The following is a 23,117-nucleotide window of genomic DNA, read 5'->3' on the forward strand; positions in this document are numbered from 1 at the left end:
CAGCATGTTCGAATCCGTACGCGACGATCTGCGCACCACCCTCGACGAGATCCGCGCCGCCGGGCTGCACAAGCCCGAGCGCGTGATCGGCACCCCGCAGTCCGCGACCGTGGCCGTCACCTCCGGCGGCCGCGCCGGTGAGGTGCTGAACTTCTGCGCCAACAACTACCTGGGCCTCGCCGACCACCCGGAGGTCATCGCCGCCGCGCACGAGGCGCTGGACCGCTGGGGCTACGGGCTCGCCTCGGTCCGCTTCATCTGCGGAACCCAGGAGGTCCACAAGGAGCTGGAGCAGCGGCTCTCGGCCTTCCTCGGCCAGGAGGACACGATCCTCTACTCCTCCTGCTTCGACGCCAACGGCGGCGTCTTCGAGACCATCCTCGGCCCGGAGGACGCGGTCATCTCCGACGCGCTCAACCACGCCTCGATCATCGACGGCATCCGCCTGTCCAAGGCCCAGCGCTACCGCTACGCCAACCGCGACCTGGCCGACCTGGAGAAGCAGCTCAAGGAGGCGTCCGGCGCCCGCCGCCGGCTGATCGTCACCGACGGCGTCTTCTCCATGGACGGATACGTGGCCCCGCTCCAGGAGATCTGCGACCTGGCCGACCGCTACGACGCGATGGTCATGGTCGACGACTCGCACGCCGTCGGCTTCGTCGGCCCCGGCGGCCGCGGCACGCCGGAGCTGCACGGCGTCATGGACCGGGTCGACATCATCACCGGCACGCTCGGCAAGGCGCTCGGCGGCGCCTCCGGCGGTTACGTCGCGGCGCGCGCCGAGATCGTCGCGCTGCTGCGCCAGCGCTCGCGCCCGTACCTCTTCTCCAACTCCCTCGCGCCGGTCATCGCCGCCGCGTCCCTCAAGGTCATCGACCTGCTGGAGTCCGCCGGCGACCTGCGCGACCAGCTCAACGCCAACACCGCGCTCTTCCGCACCCGGATGACCGAGGAGGGCTTCGACATCCTGCCCGGCGACCACGCCATCGCGCCGGTCATGATCGGGGACGCGGCGAAGGCGGGCCGGATGGCGGAGCTGCTGCTCGAGCGCGGTGTGTACGTGATCGGGTTCTCGTACCCGGTCGTGCCGCAGGGCGCCGCGCGCATCCGCGTCCAGCTCTCGGCCGCGCACTCCACCGCCGACGTCAACCGCGCCGTGGACGCGTTCGTGGACGCGCGGGCGGCCCTGGAGGCGGAGGCTGCCTGACCTGTCGGCCGGGTCGGCGGCTCCGCCGCGACCTGGGACAATGGGCACATGATCGATGCGCGGCGGCTGCGAATCCTCCGTGCGGTGGCCGACCACCGCACGGTGACCGCGGCCGCCGCCGCGTTGTACCTGACGCCCTCCGCCGTCTCCCAGCAGCTCGCCGCCCTGGAGCAGGAGACCGGCCACCGCCTCGTCGAACGCGGCGCGCGCGGCACCCGGCTCACCGCCGCCGGCGAGATCCTGCTCAGCCACGCCAACGTGGTCCTGGCCCAGCTGGAGCGGGCGGAGGCGGAGCTGGCGGCGTACGGCGCGGGCGTCGCCGGTACGGTCACGGTCGCCGCGTTCGCCACCGGCATCGGCTTCGTCCTCGCCCCGGCCCTCACCGAGCTGGCCCGCACCGCGCCCGGCATCCGGGTCAAGGTCCAGGACGCGGAGGGCGACGCGAGCGTGCCGATGGTGCTGGACCGGCAGGTGGATGTGGCGGTGGCGGTGGAGTACCGAGGCGCGCCGGCCGAGGACGACCGCCGCCTCACCCGGGTCCCGCTCTACTCGGAACCGTTCGACGCGGTGCTCCCGGTGGACCACCGCCTCGCCGGCCAGGACCAGGTGGCGGTCGCCGACCTCGCGAAGGACCCGTGGATCGGGCCGTACCCGGGCAACCCGTGCCATGAGGTGGTGGTCCTGGCCTGCGAGTTCGCCGGCTTCGAGCCGCGCCTGGAGCACTCGTCGGACGACTTCCGGGCGGTGGTGGCGCTGGCCGGCGCGGACGCGGGGGTGGCGCTGGTGCCGAGGTCGGCGCTGCGCGGAGTGGAGCTGACGGGTGTGGTCGTCCGCCCGGTGGAGGGCAGCGCCCCGACCCGCCGCGTCTTCGCGGCCGTACGCCAGGGAGCCGAGGGCCATCCGCTGATCCGGCCGGTGCTGGACGCGATGGAGGCGGTGGCGGTACGGGAGGCGGGGCTGGCGCGGGCGTGATCGGAGCTCCGGGCCGACCGGCGGGGCTGCGAGCGGTGCTCATGGACGCGAGCGCCGCTCAGGGGGCGTGAGCGGTGCTCAGGGGCGTGAGCGGTGCTCAAGGGCGCGAGCGGTGCTCAAGGGCGCGAGCGGCGCTCGCGCCCCTGAGCACCGCTCTTCCGGTCAGTCGATCCGGCCCGTCCGCCGGATCCTCCCGCCCCACCACCGCCCGGCCGGCGGCGCCATCCCCGCCCGCTCCGGGTCGTACAGGATCTGCCAGCCCACCAGCGCCACCAGGATCCCGATCGTGGCCCACGCCGGCAGCCGTACGCCCAACGGGGCCAGCGCCACCGCAACCACCACGCACGGCAGCCCCCACCCCAGGACCCACACCCGGTCGGCCCGCTCCGCCAGCGGCAGCGCCGCGACCAGCCCCGCCGCGAAGTATCCCGCCATCGCCCCGCACAGCAGCCAGTGCTGCCCCTTCGGCAGTACGTCGTCGAAGTGCGCGATCGCCGAGCCGAGGGCCGTGGCCAGGGCGACCAGGAAACCCGTCATCACGGCGTGCAGCAGCATCGCCAGCCGGGGAGCGAGCGCGCCTTCGCGCAGGTGCGGGATGCCGTTGGTGCCGTACAGGAGGCTCAGCGCGCAGACCCCGGCCAGCAGGCAGAACGCGCCGAGCCCGGTGGCGGCCAGCGGCAGGTCCCAGTCGTCGCGTTCGGAGGCGGCGTCGATGATCTGGATGACGCCTTCGCCCAGCACGATGATCACGTACAGCCCGAGCCGCTCGCCCATGTGCGCGGTGTCGATGCGTGACTCGCTGAGCCGGGGCGGCGCGGGCGCGGCGGCGTGCGGCGGGCCGGGCGGCGGCCGGTCGCCACGGCGGGCGGCGACCCGTTCGGCGGCCCGGCGGAGGGTGCGGCCGCGTGTGGAGACCAGCAGGGTCACGAGGTCGACGGCGATGCCGAGCGCCCAGAGCCAGTAGCGCCACGGCGGCGGGACGAAGAGCGAGACGAGCCACGGCAGCGCTCCCGCCCCGAACTGCGCCAGCGGCCAGTCCACGACGACGCTGCCCCGCTGCCAGACGCGGCCCGCCTGCCAGCGCAGGGCGACATAGGCGACGACGAAGGTGACGGCGTGGTGGGTGAGGACCGCGTGGACGGAGGCGGCCATCACGGCCATGCCGAGCATCGCGATCAGCAGCGTACGGACGCGGGTCGCGGAGGCGGCGATGTCCCCGTAGACGGCGAACCCGGCCCACACCGTCCAGAAGGCGAGGTAGAGGACTCCGTACAGGGCGAGGTCCGCCAGGTGCGGCCCGTCGTGCAGGAGGTGGGCCAGCTGCCCGGCCCCGGCGACGACCACCAGGTCGAAGAACAGCTCGTTCCACCCGGCGTGCCGCGCGGCGGGGGCGGCGCTCTCCGTGGACTCCATGACCTCATGGTCGGCAACGGGCGCCCGGACGCGCCTGAAAGTGTGGGCCGAATGGCGACGGCTCAGTCCGTCGGCTGCAGCAGGTCCCAGCGGTTGCCGTACAGGTCCTCGAAGACGGCGACCGAGCCGTACGTCTCGTGCCGGGGCTCCTCCAGGAAGCGCACGCCCGCCACGCTCATCCGCGCATGGTCGCCTGCGAAGTCCTCGGTATGCAGGAAGAAGCCGACCCGCCCACCGGTCTGCGTCCCCACGCTCGCCTCCTGAGCCCCGTCCTTCGCCCGGGCCAGCAGCAGACCCGTACCGGACGCCGTCCCGCGCGGGCGCACCACCACCCAGCGGGAGCCGTCGCCGCGATCGGTGTCCTCCACCAGCTCGAAGCCGAGGGCGTCGCGGTAGAAGGCGATGGCCTCGTCGTAGTCGCGGACGACCAGCGTGACCAGGGCGATGTGGGACATGGGCCTCTCCAGGAGTCCGGCGACACGGTTATACGTAACACTAACGCTTCCGGCCCCTGCCCCCGCACAATGCCCCGCATGGACTCCCTGGACATCCTGGACGCCACGACTCCCGCCGGCCTCGCCGACACCGTCGACCGGGCCCGGAGCCTCGCGCCAACCGGCCGGCGGCGCATCCTCGGCATCGCCGGGCCGCCCGGGGCCGGGAAGTCCACGCTGGCGCGGCGGCTGGTCGAAGGGCTGGACGGGCGTGCCGTCCTCGTGCCCATGGACGGCTTCCACCTCGCCGGCGCCGAGCTGGAGCGGCTCGGCCGGGCCGACCGGAAGGGCGCGCCCGACACCTTCGACGCGGCCGGGTACGTGGCCCTCCTGCGGCGCCTGCGCGAGCCGGACCCCGACCACGCGGTGTACGCCCCCGTCTTCGACCGGGCCCTGGAGGAGCCGGTCGCCGGGGCCCTGGCCGTACCGCCGGACGTGCCGCTCGTCATCACCGAAGGCAACTACCTGCTGCTCGACGAGGGGCCGTGGGCGCCGGTGCGCGGGCTGCTGGACGAGGCCTGGTTCCTGGACCTCGATCCGGAGGTCCGGGTGCGGCGGCTCGTGGAGCGCCATGTGCGGTACGGGAAGCCTCCGGCGTACGCCCGGGCGTGGGTGGAGAGCTCCGACGAGGCGAACGCCCGGCTGGTGGAGACCGGCCGGGCCCGCGCGGACCTGGCGGTACGGCTCCCGTCGTAGCCCCACCCCGCAACCGGTTCGCATACGCCCTCCACCACGGGCAGGATGCAGGAAGTCGTGCACCGACCGCCCGCGTTGACGTTCCGCCGCCAGGAGGCCCCGATGTCCAGCCCGAACCAGCCCGCGTCGCCCCCCGTGCCCTTCACCGCCGAGGTCTACCGGGCCCGGATGGCGAAGGCGGCCGACTCCGCCGCCGAGGCCGGGCTGGCCGGAGTGATCGTCGCGCCCGGGCCCGACCTCGTCCATCTCACCGGCTACCAGCCCGTCTCCACCGAACGCCTCACCCTCCTCGTCCTGCGGGCCGGCGAGGAGCCGGTCCTGGTCGTCCCGACGCTGGAGGCGCCCGACGCGGCGGCCGCCGCCGGAGCGCCCGCTCTCGCTCTGCGGGACTGGACCGATGGCGTGGACCCGTACGCCGTGGCCTCTCCGCTGCTCGTGAAGCAGGGCCGCTTCGGCGTCAGCGACAACGCCTGGGCCCTGCACCTCCTCGGCCTCCAGCGGGCGCTGCCCGACACCACGTACACCGCCCTCACCGAGGCGCTCCCGATGCTCCGGGCCGTGAAGGACGACGCCGAGCTGGAGCGCCTGGCGGCGGCGGGAGCGGCGGCGGACGCCACGTACGAGGAGATCCTGAAGGTGCGGTTCTCCGGCCGCCGCGAGAGTGACGTGGCCGCCGATCTCGCCGCGCTCCTGACGCACTTCGGCCACTCGCAGGTCGACTTCACCGTCGTCGGCTCCGGGCCCAACGGCGCCAACCCGCACCACGAGGCGGGGACACGCACCATCGAGCGCGGCGACATGGTGGTCCTGGACTTCGGCGGCCTCAAGCACGGTTACGGCTCCGACACCTCCCGTACGGTCCATGTCGGTGAGCCCTCCGTCGAGGAGCAGCGGGTCCACGACATCGTCCGCGAGGCCCAGCAGGCCGGCTGTGCCGCCGTCCGGCCCGGCGTCGCCTGCCAGGAGATCGACCGGGCCGCCCGCGCGGTGATCACCGGGTTCGGCTACGGCGAGCGGTTCATCCACCGTACGGGCCACGGCATCGGCGTCACCACGCACGAACCGCCGTACATGATCGAGGGCGAGGAGCAGCCGCTCGTTCCCGGCATGTGCTTCTCCGTCGAGCCGGGCATCTACCTGCCAGGCCGTTTCGGAGTCCGTATCGAGGACATCGTGACCGTCACCGAGGGCGGCGGCCGCCGCCTCAACGCCACCGACCGTGCGCTGGCGATCGTCGACTAGCCGACCCGGCCGAGGAGTTCAGTCGTCGGCCAGCACCACGCACGACTCCGGCGCCAGCCGCAGCACTCCGTCCGCGCCCGGCGCCTCCACCGGCTCCCAGGCCGCCAGCACCCGTCCGCCGGACCGGCGGTGACGCCCGCGACCCAGCGGGATCGCCGCCGGTCCGTCCGACAGGTTGACCACGACCCGGACATCGCCTCTGCGGTACGCGATCCAGCGGGCGTCCTCGTCGTACGCGACCTTCACCGAGGCGAGATCGGGATCGTGGAGGTCGGGCAACGACCGCCGCAGCGCGATGAGTTCGCGGTACCAAGCGAGCATCCTGGCGTGCGGTTCGCGCTTCGGCTCGTCCCAGTCCAGACAGGAGCGGTCGCGGGTCGCAGGGTCCTGCGGGTCGGGGATCTCTTCCTCGGCCCAGCCGTGCGCACCGAACTCCCGCCGCCTGCCGTTGCGTACGGCCTCCGCCAGCTCCGGGTCCGTGTGGTCGGTGAAGAACTGCCACGGAGTCCGCGCTCCCCACTCCTCGCCCATGAACAGCATCGGCGTGAACGGCCCGGTCAGCACCAGGGTCGCCGCGCACGCCTGGAGGCCGGGGGAGAGGGAGGCGGCGAGACGGTCGCCGAGGGCCCGGTTGCCGATCTGGTCGTGGGTCTGCGCGTAGCCGACGAAGCGGTGGGCCGGAGAGCGGGAGACGTCGACCGGGCGGCCGTGGACGCGGCCCCGGAAGCTGGAGTACGTCCCGTTGTGGAAGAACGCCGACGTCACCGTCTTGGCCAGGGCGGCGAGCGGGGCCCGGGCGAAGTCGGCGTAGTAGCCCTGCGATTCGCCGGTGAGCGCGGTGTGCAGGGCGTGGTGGAAGTCGTCGTTCCACTGGGCGTGCAGCCCGAGGCCGCCCGCCGGACGCGGCGTCGTCGTACGCGGGTCGCAGAGGTCGGACTCGGCGATCAGGCCCAGCGGCCGGTCCAGCTCCTCCGCCAGCGCGTCGACCGCCGTCGACAGCTCCTCCAGGAAGGTGAGCGCCCGCGTGTCGGCCAGCGCGTGCACCGCGTCCAGCCGCAGCCCGTCCAGCCGGTAGTCCCGCAGCCAGGCCAGCGCACTGCCCAGCAGGAACGCCCGCACCTCGTCCGAGCCCGGCGCGTCCAGGTTGACCGCCGCGCCCCACGGCGTGTGGTGCGTGTCGGTGAAGTACGGGCCGAAGGCGGGCAGGTAGTTGCCGGAGGGACCCAGGTGGTTGTGGACCACGTCCAGGACCACCCCGAGCCCCAGCTCATGCGCCGTGTCGACAAAGCGCTTAAGTCCCTCGGGCCCCCCGTACGGCTCGTGCACCGCCCAGAGCGACACCCCCTCGTACCCCCACCCGTTCGTGCCCGGGAACGGACAGACCGGCATCAGCGACACATGGGTGACCCCCAGCTCCGCCAGATGGCCCAGCCGCTCCGCCGCCGCGTCGAACGTGCCCTGAGGCGTGTACGTCCCCACGTGCAGCTCGTACAGCACCGCACGGTTCAGCCGCCGCCCCGTCCACCCGTCGCGCCAGGCGTACGCCTCCTGGTCGACCACCGCGCTCGGCCCGTCCGGCCCGTCCGGCTGGCGCCGCGAGCGCGGATCCGGCAGCAGCGGCCCGTCGTCCACCCGGAACCCGTAACGCGTCCCGTCCGCCGCCTCCGCCTCGGCGCTACACCACCCCTCCCGCAGCGGATCGCGCTCCATCGGGTACCGGACCTCCGCCGCCTCCAGCACGACCGTGTCCGCCTCGGGGGCCCACACCTCGAACCGCATCCACCACTCCTCGTCCGTAACGTCCGCCACGTGCGTAACAGGCCGTCAGGCCGCCCGGCCGTTCGGAAGGCGGTACCGCGCCCGGGCTCACCACCATCCAGGACCGCCCGCCTCTGGAACCGGCCGGTTACCGGCCATTAAGGTCTGGTCCTGATCATTGCCCGGTCGGCTCCCCGCTCATACAGGTTCCGTTCATCCGTACGGCTCATGGAGGCCGCGATGCCCGTACCGCAGTTCCCGCCCGGCTTCCTCTGGGGAGCCTCCGCCTCCGCCTTCCAGACCGAAGGCGCGGTGGACGCCGACGGCAAGGGCCCGTCGGGCTGGGACGCGTTCGCCGCGCAGCCCGGCCGGATCAAGGACGGCACCGACACCACCCGGGGCACCGGCTTCCACGCCCGCTACCGCGAGGACGTGGCCCTGCTCGCCGGGCTCGGCGCCGACGCCTTCCGGTTCTCCATCAGCTGGCCGCGCGTGGTGCCCGGCGGCAGCGGAGCCGTCAACGCCGACGGGCTCGACTTCTACGACCGGCTCGTCGACGAGCTCTGCGCCCACGGCATCACCCCCGCCCCGACCCTCTACCACTGGGACACCCCGCTCCCGCTGGAGGAGGCCGGCGGCTGGCTCGACCGGGACACCGCGTACCGCTTCGCGGAGTACGCCGGAATCGTCGCCGAGCGGCTCGCGGACCGGGTCCCGATGTGGATCACCATCAACGAACCCGCCGAGGTCACGATGCTCGGCTACGCGCTCGGCGAGCACGCGCCCGGCCGCACGCTCCTCTTCGACGCCCTGCCCGCCGCCCACCACCAGCTCCTCGCCCACGGCCTCGCGGTCCGGGCCCTGCGCGCGGCGGGCGCCGACAACATCGGCATCGCCCTCTCCCACGCCCCGGTGTGGACGGCCGGCGACTCGGACGAGGACCGCGCGAGCGCCGAGCTGTACGACACGCTCACCAACTGGCTCTTCGCCGACCCCGTCCTCACCGGCCGCTACCCGGACGAGGCCATCGCCGCCCTGATGCCGGGGCCGGTCGCCGACGACCTCAAGGTGATCTCGACGCCACTCGACTGGTACGGCGTCAACTACTACAACCCCACCCTCGTCGGCGCGCCCCGGCCGGAAGCCCTGGAGACCTTCTCCGGCTTCACGATGCCCGCCGAACTCCCTTTCGGGATACGCGAGATCGAGGGATACGAGAAGACGGGCTTCGGCTGGCCCGTGGTCCCCGAGGGCCTCACCGAGATCCTCACCCTCCTCCACCGCCGCTACGGCGACCGCCTCCCGCCGCTCCACATCACCGAGAACGGCTGCGCCCTGGACGAGCCGCTCGCCGACGACCGCCGCATCGCCTACCTGGAGAGCCACCTGACCGCTCTGCGCGCGGCGATGGACGCCGGCGTCGACGTACGCGGCTACTTCACCTGGTCGCTCACCGACAACGTGGAGTGGACGGAAGGCGCCTCGCAGCGGTTCGGCCTGGTCCACATCGACTACGAGACCCTCACCCGTACGCCGAAGGCCTCGTACGCCTGGTACCGCGAGCTGATCCGCGCACAGAAGCAGCGGAAGCCGCAGATCCGGGCAGCGGAAAGGGCTTACGCGCAGCCCTCCGAATGATCAATACTCCCGCCATGGTCGCTTCATGGTGGTCCCGGGCCCGGCTGGGGATCTTCGTTCACTGGACACCCGCCTCCGTCCCCGGCTGGGCCCCGCCCTACGTCTCCCCGGGCGAACTCCCGGCGGCGGGCCGGCGTGCGCCGCTCGGCTGGACCTCGTACGCGGAGTGGTACGAGAACTCCCTCCGCTTCCCCGGCTCCCCGGCCGCCGCCCACCACCGCGCCACCTACGGCAGCCGTCCCTACACCGACTTCGGCCGCGACTTCGAGGACGGGCTCGCCACCTGGGACCCGGCCGCCTGGGCCCGCTCCTTCCGCGAGGCGGGCGCCGGTTACGCGGTGCTGGTCACCAAGCACCACGACGGCTTCTGCCTCTGGCCCTCCGAGACGCACAACCCGCACCGCACCGGCTGGCACACCGCCCGGGACGTGGTCGGCGAGTTCGCCGAAGCCGTACGGGCCGAAGGCCTGCGCTTCGGCGTCTACTACTCCGGCGGGCTCGACTGGACCTTCGACGACCGGCCCATCGGCACCGCCGCCGACATGTTCTCCGCCGTTCCGCGCGGAAGCTATCCGGCCTACGCCGACGCGCAGCTGAGAGAGCTGATCCGCCGCTACCGGCCCGACATCCTCTGGAACGACATCGCCTGGCCGGCCTCCGCCACCGAGATCCGCTCGCTCACCGACTTCTACCGCTTCACCGTCCCGCACGGCGTCGTCAACGACCGCCTGCTCCCGTACGCACCGCACTGGCGAGGACTGTCGCTTCCGGGCGCCAAGTCCCTCTACAACCGGTGGGACCGGCGCACGGTGGCGCAAGGCGAGGGCTTCGTGCCGCGCACTCCGCCGGACTTCGACTTCCGTACGCCGGAGTACGCCCGGTACACCGGCTCCGACCCGTACGAGATCACCCGCGGCATCGACCACAGCTTCGGCTACAACCGCAACTCCGGACCGGACGCCTTCATCGACCGCCGTACGCTGACCTCACTGGTCCGCGACACGGCGGCCGACGGCGGAAACCTGCTGCTCAACGTGGGTCCGCGCGGCGAGGACGCGACGATCCCCGCCGAGCAGCGACTCCGTCTCGACTGGCTCGCCGAGGAGACGGCGAGCGGCGAACTCAGCTCGGACCGGACACCAGGTCGATGCGCTCCTGAGTGACGGGATGACCGGCGCGGGCGAACGCGGCGGCCATCGGCGCGTTCGCGCGGTCCGTCGCGCCCGCGATGGACTCGGCGCCGTGTTCGACCAGGAAGCGGGTGCACTCCACCAGCAGGTCGTAGCCGTACCCGTGCCCGCGCGCCTCGGGGACGACCCCGATGAAGCCGATGCACGGCCCGGACGGGTTGTGCGCCGGCACATGGATGCCCGCCACCTCGCCGTCCGGCGTGTAGGCCAGCTGCCACCACTCGCGCGGCGAAGGACACCAGTGGAAGAAGTCCAACTCCTCCTGCGCCGCCGCCTCCAGCCCGCCCGGCCCTTCGATCGCCCGCCGGGCATGGGCGTCCAGCGTGACGGAGTGGACCCGGCGCAGTACGTCGAGGATCACGGCGTCGTCCGGCTCGGACCGGAAGGTGAGCCGGCCCGGCCGCTCGGGCAGCGGGCAGTCGGCCGTCCACGTATAGCGGTAGCGCTCGACGAGGACCTCCATCCCGGCCGCCCGCGCGGCGCCGATCCGCGCCTCGGCGGCGGCCTGGACCTCGGGCTGCTCCCGCCAGCCCGGCGGCACCAGGAGGGAGTATTCGCTACGGAAGGGGGCCCGGCGCAGGAGTTCGGCGGCGGCCTCCTCCTCGCCGGGTGCGAAGTCGAACCAGTCGAGCGCGATGGGCGCGGTGTCGGCGGGGGCGCCCCACCAGGCGGCCCTGGCCACCACGGTGTTGTCGCGCAGCGCGACCCAGGTCCAGTCGGGGCGGTACTCGCCGCCGTCCGCCACGGTGGCGTAACGGTGGCCGAAAGCGCCACGGCCGACGAGTGCGTTGTCGTGAAGCGAGTGGAAAAGATCGGCGTCGCTCGAAGTGAGCGCGCGAATGACCGGATCGGTCATGGAAAGGTCCTCCGGGGACGAAATTCCCGGGCTCCCGGTCGAACATCAGATGCCGGACGTCAGGCGTCAGGCGTCAGACGTCAGGCGTTCGGACGGAGTCCGACACCGTCCGGTGGACGAGGCGGGAGCGCGGGGGGCGAGAAACTGCGGATGCCGGTGCTGCCGGTGGTGGTGTCACGCACGGTCCCACCCCTTTCCATGGCGTCGACGGCCTGGGCCGATGTCGGTGCCGACCCTAACCGGGGCCCGGACGGCACGTCCACCGGTTTACGCGACGGCCCATCACCGACGCCTCCGCCGAGCCCCGGTGCAGGTCAGGACAGCCGGGAAGGAGGGCCCTTCTGGACACTCCGGCCCCCTCGGCCCGACAATCGACGATGTGACGTCGTCCCCCGAGTTCCACACGTATCCCGCGCGGCTGTCGGACGCCCAGCGCGACCGTGTCCTCGGCGTGCTCAGAGAAGGTGCCGCACAGGGCAAGCTCTCGCACGACACCTTCATGCGGCGGATGGAGCTAGCCCTCGTCGCCCGCCGCCCCGAGGAGCTGGCGGCCCTCACCTCGGACCTCGACACCGGCAGAGGCTTCTCGCAGGGCCTCGTCCGGGCGGTCGGCGGAATATCCGCCTTTCCGGGACGCCTGCGCCGGGCCTGGCAGACCGAGCGGCTCCCGAAGCTGCTGCTGCCCGCACCGAGCCCGTATCCGCTGCTCATCGGCCGCGACCCGGGCAACGGGCTGCGGCTCAACCACGAGACGGTCTCCCGGCTGCACGCCGAACTCACCGTGCAGCACGGCCGCTGGGTCCTGCGCGACCTCGGCTCCACCAACGGCACCTGCGTCAACGGCCAGCGGCTCGTCGGCGCGATCCCGGTGCGCGACGGCGACCAGGTGAGCTTCGGCCGGATGAGCTTCCGCCTCACCGCGCCGTCACCGCGCCCGCCCGCCTGACCGTAACCCTTGACCTCCTGCGTTCCGTCACCGTCACCCGAACGGGTGTACGTCGACTGCGGTGCGGCCCCGGCGGTGGTCCGCTGAGAGGCAGGCGCGTCGACAGGCGACGCCACGACCGCAGGGGGCGACGAGGGATGGAGGCCGACCGCTCCGAGGCCCTGCCCACCGCCCGCCGTCCGCACCGGCTCGCGGGCGGACAGCCGGGACTGCTGGAGCCGGGTGCCTCGACGGATCCGTACCGCCTGCGGCTGTACCGGATCCTCCGCACCGACTTCCCGCTCGGTTACGACCCGGGCCTCGGCGCCTGGCTGCTGAGCCGGTACGCGGACGTGGCCCTGGCCCTCACCGACCCGCGCTTCACCGGCTACCCGCACGACGGCGCGCCGCGCGGCCCGGTCCCGGCGCCGCTCGGGCTCTGCCGGGGCAGCCTGGTCTGTACGCCGCTGCCGGATGGCGGAACGGCCCCGGAAGGCGGCTCCGCCGTCGAGCGCACCGCGTACGTCCTGGCCCGCCGGATAGCCGGGCGCGACCGTGCGGACCTGGTCGCCGAGTTCTGCCGCTGGCTGCCCGCCGGAGCCGACGCCGTGGCGGCCGGGCGCTCCTATCCGGACCTGCACGCCCGGCCCCGGCCCGGCGGTGGAGCGGCCGACTGCGCCCGGCACACCGGGCTCCGGGAGCGGGCCCTCGCCTCGTTCCTGGCGAACATGCTGGACGACCCCGATCTGCTGGCCGCCGCAGCGGGGTCCGAGGCCGGGGCCGGGATGCTCGTCAGCCGGGCCTGGGCCGAGACGCTGCGCCGTGACCCGCCCGTCCAGATCGTGCTGCGCCGCACCCGCACCGAGGTGCGCGTCAGCGGCGGCACGCTGCCCGGCGGTGCGCCCGTCGCCTGTCTGATCGGCGCGGCGGGCCGCGACCCGGCCCGGTTCGCGGCACCCGACCGGTTCGATCCGCTGCGCGCCGACGCCGACCCGCTGCTCACCGGCCCGGCCGGCTGCCCCGCCGCCCTCCTCGGCCGCCTGGAGGCCGAACACGGCCTGCGCGCCCTGCTGACGGCGATGCCCGGCATCCGCTGGGCCGAAGGCTTCCGCCCCACGTCGACCGGCGTGCTCACCCGGGGCCCGCGCACCCTGCTCGTACGCCCGTCCTGACCGGTTTCCCGCGACCGGGCGTCACCCCCGCACCCGCCGCAACAGCACCACCGGCCGCTCCCCGAACAACTCGCCCGCCGCCACCGCACCACCCGCGAACTCGCGCCCGGCCGCACGATCCAGCACATCCCGCCACGGCCCCGCATCCGGCAGCTCCACCACCGTGTCCCGCCAGCCACCGTCCTCCGCCAGCCGCAGCGACAGCCGGGTCACCGCCACCGCCACCTCGCCGGACCGGCTGAACGCCACCACGTGGCCGGCCGCCGCACCCCGCGCCTTGAGCGGTACGTACGTCCCCGACTCGCCGAACACCTCCGGCAGCTCCCGCCGCAGCCGCAGCGCCGCCGCCGTCACCACCTGCTTCTCCTCCTCCGGGCCCTCCGGCCGCCGGAACGGACTCCGGTTGTCCGGGTCGACCAGGGCCAGGTACTCGCTCTCCGTGCCCTGGTACAGGTCCGGCACGCCCGGCATCGTCAGCTGCACCAGCGCCGCTCCGAGCACCTGGGCCCGGACGTGCGGAGCCAGCGACTCCGCGAACGCGGTCACCAGCCTGCGGGCCGTACCGGAACCGCTGCCCGGCCCGGCCGCCACGAAGTCCGTCACCGCCCGCTCGTAGGCCTCGTCCGGCTCCGTCCAGCTGGTGAAGAGTCCGGCCTCGCGCACCGCCTTCAGCAGCGCCGGCTCCAGTCGCGCGCCCAGCTCATCGGCCGGGAGCGGCGCGCAGCCGTACGAGGACTGCCAGGCCTGCCAGGCCAGCTGCGGGTCCGGTGCCGCGACCGGTGTCACCTCGGTCAGCTCGGCCACCAGCTCCGCCCACCGCTCCGGACACTGCGACAGCACCGAGATCCGGGCCCGCACGTCGGCGCTCCGCTTGGTGTCGTGCGTGCTCAGGACCGTCCCGGTGGCGGGCCAGTCCCGCGCGATCCGGGCGGCGAAGGCATGGAACGCGTCCACCGTCACCGCCGGCTGACCCGGGTCACCGCCGACCTCCGTCGCCGAGACCAGCGGCACGTACCGGTAGAACGCGGTGTCCTCCACCGACTTGGCGTGCAGCGCGGACGCGGTCTGCGCGAACCGGGCGCAGAAGGAAGCCTGTTCCCCTCCGTCGCCGAGCCGCCCGAGTGCCAGATCCCGTACGACGTCCACGGCGGCGGCCTCCTCCGGCACGGAGAACACCGCCTTCGCGTCCCGTACGGCGTCGTCCGGAAGCGTCTCCTCCGCGATCCGGGTCGGCTCCACGCCCGCCGTGACGTACGGCCGGTAGACCGGCACGCGTACCAGCAGCTCTCGGATCGCCGTCCGCAGCGCCCACGGCGCGTGGTCGCGCAGGGCCGGGTCGGCGGCGCAGATGGAGGTGGCGAGCCGGGTCAGCCAGGCCGTCTCGGAGGCCAGTTCGTGCGTGGCCACCCGGTACGCGGCCCGGCGGACGGTCGCCTTCCAGTAGCCGCCGCGGTCGCCGGGCGGGCCCGCGAACTCCCGGTAGTGGCCGAGCAGCTCCGCCGCGCCCGCCGGGTCCGTGAACAGGCCGTCGATCCGGTGCAGCGCGTCGTACCCGGTCGTCCCGGCGACCGCCCAGCCGGCCGGCAGCGGCTCGTCGCCGGTGAGGATCTTCTCCACCACCGTCCACCGGCCGCCGGTGGCCTCGTCCAGCTGTCGCAGATACGCGGCCGGGTCGGCGAGGCCGTCCGGATGGTCGATCCGCAGGCCGTCCAGGACGCCGTCGCGGAGGAGTTCGAGGACCTTGGCGTGGGTGGCGTCGAAGACCTCGGGGTGTTCGACGCGGACGCCGATCAGCTCGGAAACGGTGAAGAAGCGGCGGTAGTTCAGCTCGGTACGGGCCAGCCGCCACCAGGCGAGCCGGTAGTGCTGGGCGTCGAGGAGTTCCGGAAGCGGAAGCTCCGCCGTGCCTGACCGCAGCGGGAACTCCTGCTCGCCGTAGCGCAGCACCTCCGCGTCGGCGTCCACGGTGAACGCGTCCAGCTCGCCGCCGAGCGGACCGGCCAGGACCGGCAGCAGCACCTTGTCGCCGCCCGCCGCCCAGTCGATGTCGAACCAGCGGGCGTACGGCGACACACGGCCCTCGCGCAGCACCTCCCAGAGCTGCCGGTTGTGGCGCGGCACGGCGGCCATGTGGTTGGGCACGATGTCGAGGACGAGCCCGAGCCCGTGCTCCCGGGCCGTGGCGGCGAGGCTCCGCAGCCCCTCCTCACCGCCGAGCTCCTCCCGTACGCGGCTGTGGTCGACCACGTCGTAGCCGTGCGTGGAGCCGGGGACCGCCTCCAGGACGGGCGAGAGGTGCAGATGGGAGACGCCGAGCGCGGCCAGGTACGGCACCGCCTTCTCGGCCGCCGGGAACGGGAAGTCGGGCTGGAGCTGAAGCCGGTACGTGGCGGTGGGCGTCATGCCCTTCTACGTACCCCGCCCGGGGCGACCTGTGTCACCCCGGGCGGGACGCTCACCCTTGCCGCCCTGTCACGCGGGGCGCTTCAGCACGGTGAGGCTGCGTCCGATCAGCGTCACCTGTTCGCCCTCGGTCACCTTCGGCCCCGACCCGGGGGGCACCCCTGCGGGGAGTGCGGTGTCCACGACGACCTGCCACTGCTCGCCGTGGTCCACCGGAACCGCGAACTCCAGCGTCTCGGCGCTCGCGTTGAACATCAGCAGGAACGAATCGTCGGCGATCCGCTCACCGCGCGGCCCCGGCTCCGAGATCGCCTGACCGTTGAGGAACACGGTCATGGCCTTGGCGTGGGCCGCCTGCCAGTCCTGCTGGGTCATCTCCTCACCCTCGGGAGTGAACCAGGCGATGTCGGAGAGCTCGTCGTGCGTGCCCTCCACCGGCCGCCCGTGGAAGAAGCGGCGGCGCCGGAAGACCGGATGGTCGCGGCGGAGCCACACCATGGACCGGGTGAACTCCAGCAGGTTGCGCCGGAACTCGTCGTCCGGCGCCTCCGGATCGGGCCAGTGGATCCAGGCCAGCTCGTTGTCCTGGCAGTAGGCGTTGTTGTTGCCCTTCTGCGTACGGGCGAACTCGTCGCCGTGGCTCAGCATCGGCACGCCCTGCGACAGCATCAGCGTGGCGATGAAGTTCCGCATCTGCCGGCCCCGCAGCTCCAGGACCTCCGGATCGTCCGTCTCACCCTCGGCACCGCAGTTCCAGGACCGGTTGTGGCTCTCGCCGTCCCGGTTGCCCTCGCCGTTGGCGTCGTTCCGCTTGTCGTTGTACGACACCATGTCGTGCAGCGTGAAGCCGTCGTGGCAGGTGGTGAAGTTGATCGAGGCGAGCGGGCGGCGCCCGTCGTCCTGGTAGAGGTCGGAGGAGCCCGTCAGCCGTCCGGCGAACTCCGCCAGCGTGCGCGGCTCGCCGCGCCACAGGTCGCGGACCGTGTCGCGGTACTTGCCGTTCCACTCGGTCCACAGCGGCGGGAAGTTGCCCACCTGGTAGCCGCCTTCGCCGACGTCCCACGGCTCGGCGATCAGCTTCACCTGGCTGACCACGGGGTCCTGCTGGACCAGGTCGAAGAACGAGGAGAGCCGGTCCACCTCGTGGAACTGGCGGGCCAGGGTCGCCGCCAGGTCGAAGCGGAAGCCGTCCACATGCATCTCGGTCACCCAGTACCGCAGTGAGTCCATGATCATCTGGAGGACGTGCGGTGACCGCATGAGCAGCGAGTTCCCGGTGCCCGTGGTGTCCATGTAGTAGCGCTGATCGTCGGTCAGGCGATAGTAGGAGGCGTTGTCGAGCCCGCGGAAGGAGAGCGTGGGCCCGAGGTGGTTGCCTTCGGCGGTGTGGTTGTAGACGACGTCGAGGATGACCTCGATGCCGGCCTGGTGCAGCGCCTTCACCGCCTGCTTGAACTCCAGTACCTGCTCGCCCCGGTCGCCCCAGGAGGCGTAGGTGTTGTGCGGGGCGAAGAAGCCGATGGTGTTGTAGCCCCAGTAGTTGGCGAGCCCCATGTCGGCCAGGCGGTGGTCCTGGACGAACTGGTGGACGGGCATCAGCTCGATCGCGGTGACGCCCAGTTCGGTGAGGTGGGCGATGACCTCCGGATGCGCGAGCCCCGCGTACGTACCGCGCAGCTCGGGCGGGAGGCCCGGATGGAGCATCGTCAGGCCCTTGACGTGGGCCTCGTAGATCACGGTGCGGTGGTAGTCCGTACGGGGACGGCGGTCGTCGCCCCAGTCGAAGTACGGATTCACCACCACCGAGCTCATGGTGTGCGGGGCCGAGTCGAGGTCGTTGCGCGCGTCGGGCTTCCCGAACGGGTAGCCGTACACCGCCTCGCCCCACTCGATCTTCCCGGAGACCGCACGCGCGTACGGGTCCAGGAGCAGCTTCGCGGAGTTGCACCGCTGCCCGTGCTGAGGTTCGTAGGGCCCGTGCGCCCGGAAGCCGTACCGCTGACCCGGCATGATGCCGGGCAGGTACGCGTGGCGCACGAAGGCGTCGGTCTCGCGGAGCTCCACCGCCGTTTCTGAACCGTCGTCGTGCAACAGGCACAACTCGATCCGGTGGGCGGCCTCGGAGAAGACCGCGAAATTGGTGCCGGCGCCGTCATAGGTGGCGCCGAGGGGATAAGCGTGTCCCGGCCAGACCTGCATAGATGAGACTCTTCCACTTCTGATCCGGGTGCGGTGGCTTTCCTCGGCCCATTACTCCTCGAATCTTCCCCGAAAACGGGGCCCGTACCTAGTACGTCACGCGGTGCGGCCGGGTCCCGTCGCCCGGCTCCGGCCACACCGGTCAACTTCGGACACCACCGTGCCGCCCCGGACGCGATTGCGGACGCGCCCGGCCGGCGGGCGTCCGGAACGCGGCCTTCGCGGGGGTGCCTAATCACTATGAATCCGCTCACTCCACCCGATCTTGCCGCAAGGAACGGGCCGCCCGGACAGGGGAGTTGAGAAACCGGGCGGGCCATCGGGCTGCACCGGCTCCCGCTCCCGGAGTACCCTTCCTTGATCGTTGGGTGGGGGAGTGGAAGGCGGTACGCGGGTGAGCTCGGGAGGGTTCGAGCTACCCCCAGGTGACGCAGGTCACGAGGGGGAATCGACCGATGCGCCACCCGGGGCGGTGTCCCTTGCGCAGCCCATGGAGATCGGTGCCGAGCTGGACTGGGGCGCCGAGGCCTGGAGCGAGGTACGGACCCGCGCGCAGCGGGCCGGGCGCGCCTATATCTGGCTGAATCTGGTCGAACAGCGGTTGCGTGCGGTCGTCGCCGCGGTGCTCCGGCCGATCTACGAGCCGGTGCACGGCGAGGACTGGGTGGTGGCCGCGGCCGGACCGGCCGGGCAGGAGTGGGTGCAGCGGGCCGTCGCCGTACGCGAGGTGTCGCGCCGCAAGGGCTATCTGCTGGACCCGGCCGACGACAACGTCCTGAGCTTCCTCACGCTCCCGCAGCTGCGGGAGCTGATGGTGCAGCACTGGCCGTGCTTCGAGCCGTACTTCGACGACCGGCGGGACGTCGAGCTGGCCCTGGACGAGCTGGAGGTGGCCCGTAACGTCGTCTCCCGCAACCGTGCGCTGAACGAGGCGGTGCTCGCCCAGGCGGAGCGGGCCTCGGCCCGCCTCCTGGACATCCTCGGCAGCGGGGCCTCCGTGCCCTCCGCCGACCGGCTGCCGGTGGACGCGGTGGAGGAGCTGGTCGGCGACCGGTACGCGGACGTGGTCTCCGTCCACCCGGACCGGGTGCGGCTCCAGCGCCAGCTGCCGGCCGAGGACCTGTTCGGCGGAGCCCGCCGGCTGGACGCGATCGGCATAGGGCTCAACCTGCTCGTCCAGAACTTCTCCGGCCGCAGGCTGATCCGGCTCGCCGAGTCCGGATGCCGGGTGCGACTGCTCTTCATCAACCCGGCCAGCAGCGCGGTGAAGCGCCGGGAGCGGGAACTGGGCCTGAAGAAGGGCGAGCTGAGCCGCTCGGTGGAGATGAACATCCTCCACATGCGCCGGGTCCGCTCCAAGCTCCGCGACCCGGGCGCCTTCGAGATCCAGGTCTTCGACGAGACCCCGCGCTTCACCGCGTACCTGGTGGACGGTGACGGGGCGGACGCGGTGGGCGTCGTCCAGCCGTATCTGCGGCGGGCCCGGGGCATGGAGGCGCCGGTGCTGGTGCTGCGCGGCGGCGGGCGGCGGACGGTGGTGCGGGCGGGGCAGGACAGCGAGGGCGGCCTCTTCGAGACGTACCGGGAGGAGTTCGAGTCGGTCTGGACGGACTCGCGCCCGGTGTCGTAGGGCCCGCGCCACCCGTTCCCGCTGTTGTCAGTGGTGCGTGCGAAGGTGGTCATCACTCGGGGGAGAGCACCACGGGGGAGCACCACGAAGGAGGTATCGGGATGAGCTGGCATCAGGGACCGCTGGTCGGCTTCGACCTGGAGACAACGGGGACCGACGTCGAGACCGACCGGATCGTCACCGCCGCGCTGGTCCGGCTGGATCCGGACGGCACGGTGGCCGAGCAGCGGACCTGGCTGCTCGACCCGGGAGTGGCGATACCCGAACAGGCCTCCGCGATCCACGGCATCGGCACCGACCACGCCCGCAAGCACGGCGCACGGGCAGCCACGGCCGTCGAGGAGATCGCTCACGCGGTCGCCGAGGTGCTGCGCTCCGGTGTGCCGCTGGTGGTGATGAACGCGCGCTACGACCTCTCGCTCCTGGACCGCGAATGCGGGCGGTACGGACTGGAGTCGGTCGAGCAGCGGATCGGCGGCGTGCCGTCGCCCGTCATCGACCCTCTGGTGGTCGACAAGCACGTCGACAAGTACCGGAAAGGGAAGCGAGCCCTCCACGCGCTGTGCGACCACTACGGGGTGGTGCTAGACGACGCGCATGACGCGCGGGCCGACGCGGTGGCCGCCGTGCGCGTCGTGCGACGCATGGGCGAGAAGTACCGGTCCGTCGGAGTGATGGCCCTGGAGGACCTGCATGGCCTTCAGGTGCGCGCGGCGGCCGAGCAGTCGCTGTCCCTGCAGGCGTATCTGCGGCGCACCGCCGATCCGGCGGCGGTCGTCGAGCCGGCCTGGCCGCTCATTCCGCGGATGCGTTGACCGGGCCGGTCGGCGCTCTCGGCGGGAGAGCCTGCACGTCGAAGAGCTGAGCGCTGGGACGGCGTCCGGTGTCTCCGTTGCAAGGAGAGCACCGTTCGTTTTCCGTCATCCCTCCTCCAAGCCGGGACGCCTATCCACCCGTTTGGTGGTTTATGGGCCTCGCCGGAGCGTCACTCGCCGGCCACTCCTGTTACAGGGGGCTTGTGTGGGTGTGCTGCTCTGTCCCGCGGCTCGGTCACCGGCCTCAACGCCACCGTGAACTACGGTGCCGACGGCATCGTCTCCGGTCTGATCCAGACCAACGTCTGCGCCGAGCCCGGCGACAGCGGCGGCGCGCTCTTCTCCGGAAGCACCGCGCTCGGCCTCACCTCCGGCGGCAGCGGCAACTGCTCCTCCGGCGGCACCACGTTCTACCAGCCCGTCACCGAGGCGCTGAGCGCCTACGGTGTGGGCATCATCTGATTCCGGCACCGACCAGGGTCTTGCGCCATGGGCCCTGAGCACTGTCCTCGCCCGGTCCCGCCGGCGGGGACAGTGTTCGTTGCCGGGCGAATCGGCCTCGAACCACCCGCTCAGAACGGGTACCAGCGGACCTCCGGATCATCCTCGCGCAGCGAGGCCACCCTGCGGCGGAACTCGATCAGTGCCTTCGGGTTGGCCGGGGCGTGCTGGGCGACCCAGGCGCAGCTGGCCGTTTCGCGGGCGCCGCGCAGGGTCGCGCAGCCGGCCCACTCGCGTACGTCCCAGCCGTACGCGGAGGTGAAGGCGTCGTAGGACGCGGCGGGCAGGCCGTAGCGGTCGCGGGAGAGGGCCAGGACGACCAGGTCGTGTTCGCGCAGATCCGTGGAGAAGGTCTCCAGGTCGACCAGGACCGGGCCTTCGGGGCCGATGTGGACGTTGCGGGGGAGGGCGTCGCCGTGGATCGGGCCCGGCGGGAGGTGCGGGGTCAGCGCGGCGGCCGCGGACGCGAAGCCGTCGCGGCGGGCGCGGAGGTAGTCGGCGTCGGCCGGGTCGATCGTGTCGCCCGCCAGCGTCAGCCAGCGCTCGACGCCGCCGAGCAGTTCGCGGCGCGGGAGCGTGAAGACCGCCGGGGCCGGGAGCGCGTGCACCCGGGAGAGCAGGGGCGCCAGGTCGCGCGGTTCCGTGGGGCGTACGGGGTCGGGCAGGCGGTGCCAGACCGTCACCGGGTGGCCTTCCACCAGGCGCATCCCGTGCTCGGCGGCCCGTACCGCCGGAACGTCCGACGCGGCGAGCCACTCGGCGACGGCCACCTCCCGCTCCGCCCGGGCCGCCAGCTCCGGGTGGCCGGTGGCGTCCCGGCCCACCTTCACCACCAGGCCGTCGGCCGCGAAGACCGCGTTCTCGCCCAGCGCCAGCAGCTCCGCCGCGCCGGAGAAACCGGCGGCCGTCAGCACCTCACGCGCACGCATCTCGTCCATGGGTGCGATTTTCGCATCCGCGCAGGCCACCTTGACGAACCGACGGCCCGTCAGCACGATGGCCTGGACCACCAAGGCGGCCAGAAGGGTAGTAAACCTCCCTAAGTGCTGGAGAAGGATCATTCGTGACATTAGCGACCGATGGGAAGGCGTCCGGGGCGAGGCGTGCGCGTCCCGGGCCCGGTGCGGCGGCCCGGGACCGGGCCGCCTGGTTCCTCGTACTCCCGGCCCTCCTCCCCATCCTGATCCTCAGCGTCGGACCCCTCCTCTACGGCATCGCGCTCGCCTTCACCGACGCCCAGTCCGGCCGCACCCGCTCCACCCAGTGGATCGGCACCCTCAACTTCCAGGACCTCCTGCACGACACCCTCTTCTGGGACTCGTTCCGCATCGGCCTCATCTGGGCGTTCGGCGTCACCGTCCCGCAGTTCCTCCTGGCCCTCGGCCTCGCCCTGCTCCTCAACCAGAAGCTCCGGCTGCGCTGGCTGGCGCGGGCGCTGGCGATCATCCCGTGGGCCATGCCCGAAGTCGTCGTCGGCATCATGTGGCGCCTGGTCTACAACCCCGACGCCGGCATCCTCAACGAGACCCTCCGCGACCTCGGCCTCGGCGACGGCCGGGACTGGCTCACCGGCCTCGCCACCGCGCTGCCCGCCGTGATCCTCGTCGGCATCTGGGCCGGCATGCCGCAGACCACCGTCGCCCTGCTCGCCGGACTCCAGAACACGCCGCACGAACTCCACGAGGCGGCGGCCCTGGACGGAGCGGGTGCCTGGCGCCGGTTCCGTACCGTCACCTGGCCCGCGATCAAACCCATCGCGCTCGCCATCAGCGCGCTCAATCTGATCTGGAACTTCAACTCCTTTGCCCTCGTCTACGTCCTCACCAGCGGCGGGCCCGGCGGCCGGACCCGGCTGCCGATGCTCTTCGCGTACGAGGAGGCATTCCGCTACGGACAGTTCGGCTACGCCGCCGCCATGGGCTGCGTGATGGTCGCGGTGATCTCCGTGATCCTCGCCTGCTACCTCGTCGGCCGGATCAGCGGAGGAGGCGAGGAGCGATGAGCGC

18 protein-coding genes and 1 pseudogene are annotated in these 23,117 nt (G+C 72.6%); 12 read left to right on the forward strand and 7 right to left on the reverse strand.

The window, feature by feature from the left end; translation table 11 throughout:
• Positions 1-4: 4 nt before the first annotated feature.
• Positions 5-1,207 (forward strand): glycine C-acetyltransferase, encoded by a 1,203-nt coding sequence (locus ABZ267_RS19865; protein WP_356749609.1) that lies wholly within the window; start codon positions 5-7, stop codon positions 1,205-1,207.
• A gap of 48 nt (positions 1,208-1,255) precedes the next feature.
• Positions 1,256-2,179 carry a LysR family transcriptional regulator gene (locus ABZ267_RS19870; RefSeq protein WP_356749607.1) on the forward strand — a complete coding sequence of 308 codons (924 nt, stop codon included), beginning with the start codon at positions 1,256-1,258 and terminating at the stop codon, positions 2,177-2,179.
• Positions 2,180-2,341: 162 nt separating this feature from the next.
• Here ABZ267_RS19870 and ABZ267_RS19875 read toward each other — a convergent pair whose 3' ends face one another.
• Complete coding sequence (locus tag ABZ267_RS19875; protein ID WP_356749606.1) at positions 2,342-3,592, reverse strand: low temperature requirement protein A; 1,251 nt, start codon at positions 3,590-3,592, stop codon at positions 2,342-2,344.
• A gap of 62 nt (positions 3,593-3,654) precedes the next feature.
• The gene (locus ABZ267_RS19880; protein ID WP_356749604.1) at positions 3,655-4,047 is read right to left on the reverse strand and encodes a VOC family protein; all 393 of its coding nucleotides are present in this window, start codon (positions 4,045-4,047) and stop codon (positions 3,655-3,657) included.
• 78 nt (positions 4,048-4,125) lie between these two features.
• Between ABZ267_RS19880 and ABZ267_RS19885 the strand changes: the two genes are divergently transcribed.
• Complete coding sequence (locus ABZ267_RS19885) at positions 4,126-4,782, forward strand: nucleoside/nucleotide kinase family protein (protein WP_356749602.1); 657 nt, start codon at positions 4,126-4,128, stop codon at positions 4,780-4,782.
• Positions 4,783-4,884: 102 nt separating this feature from the next.
• Positions 4,885-6,024, forward strand: coding sequence for an aminopeptidase P family protein (locus ABZ267_RS19890; protein ID WP_356749600.1), 1,140 nt, complete (start codon positions 4,885-4,887; stop codon positions 6,022-6,024).
• An 18-nt stretch (positions 6,025-6,042) separates the two neighbouring features.
• Here the strand turns inward: ABZ267_RS19890 and treZ are convergent, their stop codons facing one another.
• Positions 6,043-7,803, reverse strand: a complete 1,761-nt coding sequence (gene treZ, locus ABZ267_RS19895; RefSeq protein WP_356749677.1) for a malto-oligosyltrehalose trehalohydrolase — start codon at positions 7,801-7,803, stop codon at positions 6,043-6,045.
• 219 nt (positions 7,804-8,022) lie between these two features.
• On the opposite strand from treZ, the gene ABZ267_RS19900 reads away from it, so the two are divergent.
• Complete coding sequence (locus ABZ267_RS19900; protein ID WP_356749598.1) at positions 8,023-9,420, forward strand: GH1 family beta-glucosidase; 1,398 nt, start codon at positions 8,023-8,025, stop codon at positions 9,418-9,420.
• Positions 9,421-9,434: 14 nt separating this feature from the next.
• Positions 9,435-10,583 carry an alpha-L-fucosidase gene (locus tag ABZ267_RS19905; RefSeq protein ID WP_356749596.1) on the forward strand — a complete coding sequence of 383 codons (1,149 nt, stop codon included), beginning with the start codon at positions 9,435-9,437 and terminating at the stop codon, positions 10,581-10,583.
• Here the strand turns inward: ABZ267_RS19905 and ABZ267_RS19910 are convergent.
• Positions 10,543-11,466 (reverse strand): GNAT family N-acetyltransferase, encoded by a 924-nt coding sequence (locus ABZ267_RS19910; protein WP_356749594.1) that lies wholly within the window; start codon positions 11,464-11,466, stop codon positions 10,543-10,545. The two genes, ABZ267_RS19905 and ABZ267_RS19910, sit on opposite strands and share 41 nt — an antisense overlap.
• Before the next feature lie 379 nt (positions 11,467-11,845).
• Here ABZ267_RS19910 and ABZ267_RS19915 point away from each other — a divergent pair, with 379 nt between their 5' ends.
• Both ABZ267_RS19915 and ABZ267_RS19920 read left to right on the forward strand, forming a co-directional pair.
• Positions 11,846-12,412, forward strand: coding sequence for a DUF1707 and FHA domain-containing protein (locus tag ABZ267_RS19915; RefSeq protein WP_356749592.1), 567 nt, complete (start codon positions 11,846-11,848; stop codon positions 12,410-12,412).
• Positions 12,413-12,549: 137 nt separating this feature from the next.
• The gene (locus ABZ267_RS19920) at positions 12,550-13,563 is read left to right on the forward strand and encodes a cytochrome P450 (RefSeq protein WP_356749590.1); all 1,014 of its coding nucleotides are present in this window, start codon (positions 12,550-12,552) and stop codon (positions 13,561-13,563) included.
• A 21-nt stretch (positions 13,564-13,584) separates the two neighbouring features.
• Here the strand turns inward: ABZ267_RS19920 and treY are convergent, their stop codons facing one another.
• Together treY and glgX are read right to left on the reverse strand one after the other, a co-directional pair.
• Complete coding sequence (treY, locus tag ABZ267_RS19925) at positions 13,585-15,966, reverse strand: malto-oligosyltrehalose synthase (RefSeq protein WP_356749588.1); 2,382 nt, start codon at positions 15,964-15,966, stop codon at positions 13,585-13,587.
• A gap of 69 nt (positions 15,967-16,035) precedes the next feature.
• Positions 16,036-18,165, reverse strand: a complete 2,130-nt coding sequence (glgX, locus tag ABZ267_RS19930; RefSeq protein ID WP_356749587.1) for a glycogen debranching protein GlgX — start codon at positions 18,163-18,165, stop codon at positions 16,036-16,038.
• A 394-nt stretch (positions 18,166-18,559) separates the two neighbouring features.
• Between glgX and ABZ267_RS19935 the strand changes: the two genes are divergently transcribed.
• From ABZ267_RS19935 to ABZ267_RS19945, 3 genes and pseudogenes are all read left to right on the forward strand, one after another.
• The gene (locus tag ABZ267_RS19935) at positions 18,560-19,795 is read left to right on the forward strand and encodes an SAV2148 family HEPN domain-containing protein (RefSeq protein ID WP_356749585.1); all 1,236 of its coding nucleotides are present in this window, start codon (positions 18,560-18,562) and stop codon (positions 19,793-19,795) included.
• A gap of 101 nt (positions 19,796-19,896) precedes the next feature.
• Positions 19,897-20,610: a 3'-5' exonuclease gene (locus ABZ267_RS19940; RefSeq protein ID WP_356749583.1), complete on the forward strand. Its 714-nt coding sequence runs from the start codon at positions 19,897-19,899 to the stop codon at positions 20,608-20,610.
• A gap of 228 nt (positions 20,611-20,838) precedes the next feature.
• A pseudogene (locus tag ABZ267_RS19945) lies at positions 20,839-21,072 on the forward strand (trypsin-like serine protease); the annotation flags it as partial.
• A 110-nt stretch (positions 21,073-21,182) separates the two neighbouring features.
• On the opposite strand, the gene ABZ267_RS19950 reads toward ABZ267_RS19945, so the two are convergent.
• Positions 21,183-22,049 carry an aminoglycoside phosphotransferase family protein gene (locus ABZ267_RS19950; protein ID WP_356749581.1) on the reverse strand — a complete coding sequence of 289 codons (867 nt, stop codon included), beginning with the start codon at positions 22,047-22,049 and terminating at the stop codon, positions 21,183-21,185.
• A gap of 125 nt (positions 22,050-22,174) precedes the next feature.
• Between ABZ267_RS19950 and ABZ267_RS19955 the strand changes: the two genes are divergently transcribed.
• Positions 22,175-23,113, forward strand: a complete 939-nt coding sequence (locus tag ABZ267_RS19955) for a sugar ABC transporter permease (RefSeq protein ID WP_356749579.1) — start codon at positions 22,175-22,177, stop codon at positions 23,111-23,113.
• Positions 23,114-23,117 lie beyond the last annotated feature (4 nt).

Source organism: Streptomyces sp. NPDC006174, assembly GCF_040614075.1.
Classification (GTDB): domain Bacteria; phylum Actinomycetota; class Actinomycetes; order Streptomycetales; family Streptomycetaceae; genus Streptomyces.

What these genes read in the sequence shown, in the direction of transcription:
- treZ (WP_356749677.1), bottom strand. Translation starts at nt 7,803, where the DNA reads ATGCGGTTCGAGGTGTGGGCCCCCGAGGCGGACACGGTCGTGCTGGAG.
- ABZ267_RS19880 (WP_356749604.1), bottom strand. Translation starts at nt 4,047, where the DNA reads ATGTCCCACATCGCCCTGGTCACGCTGGTCGTCCGCGACTACGACGAG.
- ABZ267_RS19870 (WP_356749607.1), top strand. Translation starts at nt 1,256, where the DNA reads ATGATCGATGCGCGGCGGCTGCGAATCCTCCGTGCGGTGGCCGACCAC.
- ABZ267_RS19865 (WP_356749609.1), top strand. Translation starts at nt 5, where the DNA reads ATGTTCGAATCCGTACGCGACGATCTGCGCACCACCCTCGACGAGATC.
- ABZ267_RS19910 (WP_356749594.1), bottom strand. Translation starts at nt 11,466, where the DNA reads ATGACCGATCCGGTCATTCGCGCGCTCACTTCGAGCGACGCCGATCTT.
- treY (WP_356749588.1), bottom strand. Translation starts at nt 15,966, where the DNA reads ATGACGCCCACCGCCACGTACCGGCTTCAGCTCCAGCCCGACTTCCCG.
- ABZ267_RS19905 (WP_356749596.1), top strand. Translation starts at nt 9,435, where the DNA reads ATGGTCGCTTCATGGTGGTCCCGGGCCCGGCTGGGGATCTTCGTTCAC.
- ABZ267_RS19940 (WP_356749583.1), top strand. Translation starts at nt 19,897, where the DNA reads ATGAGCTGGCATCAGGGACCGCTGGTCGGCTTCGACCTGGAGACAACG.
- ABZ267_RS19950 (WP_356749581.1), bottom strand. Translation starts at nt 22,049, where the DNA reads ATGGACGAGATGCGTGCGCGTGAGGTGCTGACGGCCGCCGGTTTCTCC.
- ABZ267_RS19890 (WP_356749600.1), top strand. Translation starts at nt 4,885, where the DNA reads ATGTCCAGCCCGAACCAGCCCGCGTCGCCCCCCGTGCCCTTCACCGCC.
- ABZ267_RS19885 (WP_356749602.1), top strand. Translation starts at nt 4,126, where the DNA reads ATGGACTCCCTGGACATCCTGGACGCCACGACTCCCGCCGGCCTCGCC.
- ABZ267_RS19875 (WP_356749606.1), bottom strand. Translation starts at nt 3,592, where the DNA reads ATGGAGTCCACGGAGAGCGCCGCCCCCGCCGCGCGGCACGCCGGGTGG.
- ABZ267_RS19900 (WP_356749598.1), top strand. Translation starts at nt 8,023, where the DNA reads ATGCCCGTACCGCAGTTCCCGCCCGGCTTCCTCTGGGGAGCCTCCGCC.
- glgX (WP_356749587.1), bottom strand. Translation starts at nt 18,165, where the DNA reads ATGCAGGTCTGGCCGGGACACGCTTATCCCCTCGGCGCCACCTATGAC.
- ABZ267_RS19920 (WP_356749590.1), top strand. Translation starts at nt 12,550, where the DNA reads ATGGAGGCCGACCGCTCCGAGGCCCTGCCCACCGCCCGCCGTCCGCAC.